The organism is Hydrocoleum sp. CS-953 (genome assembly GCF_002260545.1).
Taxonomy (GTDB): Bacteria; Cyanobacteriota; Cyanobacteriia; order Cyanobacteriales; family Microcoleaceae; genus Trichodesmium.
On sequence record NZ_LGSU01000146.1, the window covers coordinates 1 to 2,274 of the forward strand.

Here is a 2,274-nt window from a genome sequence, read left to right on the forward strand (position 1 = left end):
AAATAGAGCTGAAATTAATTAATACTAAAATTAAAAAAAAAGCTATTTTTTTAGTAGGAACTTAACTGTAAATACACTCCCTTGCTGTAACTTAGAATAAACCTGGATATTTCCTCCCATTCCTTCGACTAAAGTTTTCACAATAGACAAACCTAAACCAGCTCCATTACCAGAACGATTTCTAGCTTCATCACCTCGATAAAAACGTTCAAAAATCTTAGCTTGTTGCGACAAAGGAATACCTTTACCTTGGTCACAAACCTGAATTATTGCTTCACCACCTTTTTGATACACATTTAATATAACAGGAGAATTTGGCTCAGAATATTTAACAGCATTGTCAATTAAATTAAGTAAAACCTGTTTAAGACGATTAGAATCTACCATTACTTCAATTAACGATAAATTTTCAGATTGAGAAACATAACTTTGCTTAACTTGAGAAATACTTTTTGATTTTAAACTTAACCCACCACCCAAATAATTATCATCTAAATTAATCTCTGAAGATAATTTATTAGAATTTTCAATATCAAAAGAAACTAAATTATTTGTTCCTGCCAAAACTACATTTTTACTGAGACTAGATACTTTTTCTCGCTCAACAATATTACCTCCATTCCCCAATCTCAAAATAATTTCTCGATCGCTACACTGCTTTGCCATTTCCACCACTTCCGCAACCAAATCATTCAGCACCACCAATTCCAAATGAAAGTGAATTTGGCCACTATCCGCCCTAGCTAACTCCAACAAATCTTTCAATAACTCAATAGTCCGTTCTGCTTCCCCAGAAGCAACCAAAATTGCCTCCTTCTGAGTCTCTGTCAAATTATTACCCCGTCTAAGAAGACTTTGCAGATACCCAGAAACAATAGTTAAAGGAGTTCTTAACTCATGAGAAACATTACTCACAAATTGCCTTTGCTGCTCCCAAGAATCAGACAACCGACCTAACATAGTATCCAAAGTTTTTGCCAACTGCTTTACTTCACTAGGAGCTTGCTCCAAAGAAACCCTTGCTTGAGCCAAACGATCAGCATTAACATTATCAGCAAATCGACTAATCTGACATAGAGGTATGAGGGAACGTTGAATATAAATAGTAATAGCAACCGTCACTACCATTATTGCCAAGATACTCGCCACACTTAGACTCATCACCATAGTCACTAACATCTTTTGATCGCGAGTAATGTCCAAAGCAATATAAAGTTTACCAATACTCATCCCATTAATGTTTATAGGCCCACCACATAAGACAAAATAGCGTCCATTAATCGGATATACTAAAGATTCAATTGGCATCTCAGATAGAGACTTTAAAATAAAGTGGTCATTATCATTCCGCAAATTTTGTGATTCAGCCAAAATATTTCCATTATGACTTTTGACCCAAAGAAATACATTGGCCAATGTTAAATTATCAATAGCTTTCTGTAAACTTTCTTTCGGATACCACATTTTGCTATACATTTCAACATCTCTGGGAAAACGTTCAGCTATCTGCTCAATGTTATGCTTATGACTGACTATCAATAATTGCTGCATCTTCCAACTTGTCCACAAAGCTACACTGCCTAGTCCTAATACTGAAAATACTGCAATACCTACTGTGAGACGTGTTTGTAAAGATGATGAGTCTTTACATTGTCCGAAGCTAAATTTTTTTGGCCATTTAACTCTAAACTTCATTTGACTCTTTCTTGCTCAAAAATACTGGAATTATAATTAGTTATTAACTTAGCTATTAATCCTGAGAAAACCCTGATAATTATTTATAAATTTATACCTTCTGTTGTTCTAAATTGCTAGGCTGTAATTAGGAAAATTTGATGCTAGGGAAATTTTTATAGACAATCATGCCTAGGGTGATAGCTATCAGAAAAAAGCAAATTCCTAATCCACTGTTTTTATAGTCCAACGGGAGTAATAAAAATGGGTGGTTGGTTGCTGAATAGGATTAATCAAGAACAACTCGATGAAACTTCGTCAAAAGACACTAATAATTATTAGTACAGCGATCGCTAGTCTTATAGCGGTTTTGTGTACTACAGCATCAATGATGTTGCTTTATGACTTCCAAGATTTGGAGGCAGATTATGTTCGTTTAGATGTTGGCAGAGGATTAAATGGACTAGATGAGGAGTTGGCCAATTTATCTGCCACAGTCAAACAGGATACAATATTGTTATTTTCAAAGAAATTTGCTAATGAGAATAAAGTAGAACCGGATGCTAATTTAGCTATAGAAGAATTGATTAATTCCAATTT

Annotated in this window: 2 protein-coding genes; one reads left to right on the top strand and one right to left on the bottom strand. The window is 34.3% G+C overall.

The window, feature by feature from the left end; translation table 11 throughout:
- Positions 1-42: 42 nt before the first annotated feature.
- Positions 43-1,695 carry a cell wall metabolism sensor histidine kinase WalK gene (locus AFK68_RS01075; protein ID WP_094670952.1) on the bottom strand — a complete coding sequence of 551 codons (1,653 nt, stop codon included), beginning with the start codon at positions 1,693-1,695 and terminating at the stop codon, positions 43-45.
- Positions 1,696-1,981: 286 nt separating this feature from the next.
- Here AFK68_RS01075 and AFK68_RS01080 point away from each other — a divergent pair.
- Positions 1,982-2,274 (top strand): hypothetical protein (locus AFK68_RS01080; protein ID WP_210407159.1); only part of this gene is annotated, 293 nt, incomplete at its 3' end.

Coding starts and splice junctions, on each gene's coding strand:
- AFK68_RS01075 (WP_094670952.1), bottom strand. CDS start 1,695: ATGAAGTTTAGAGTTAAATGGCCAAAAAAATTTAGCTTCGGACAATGT.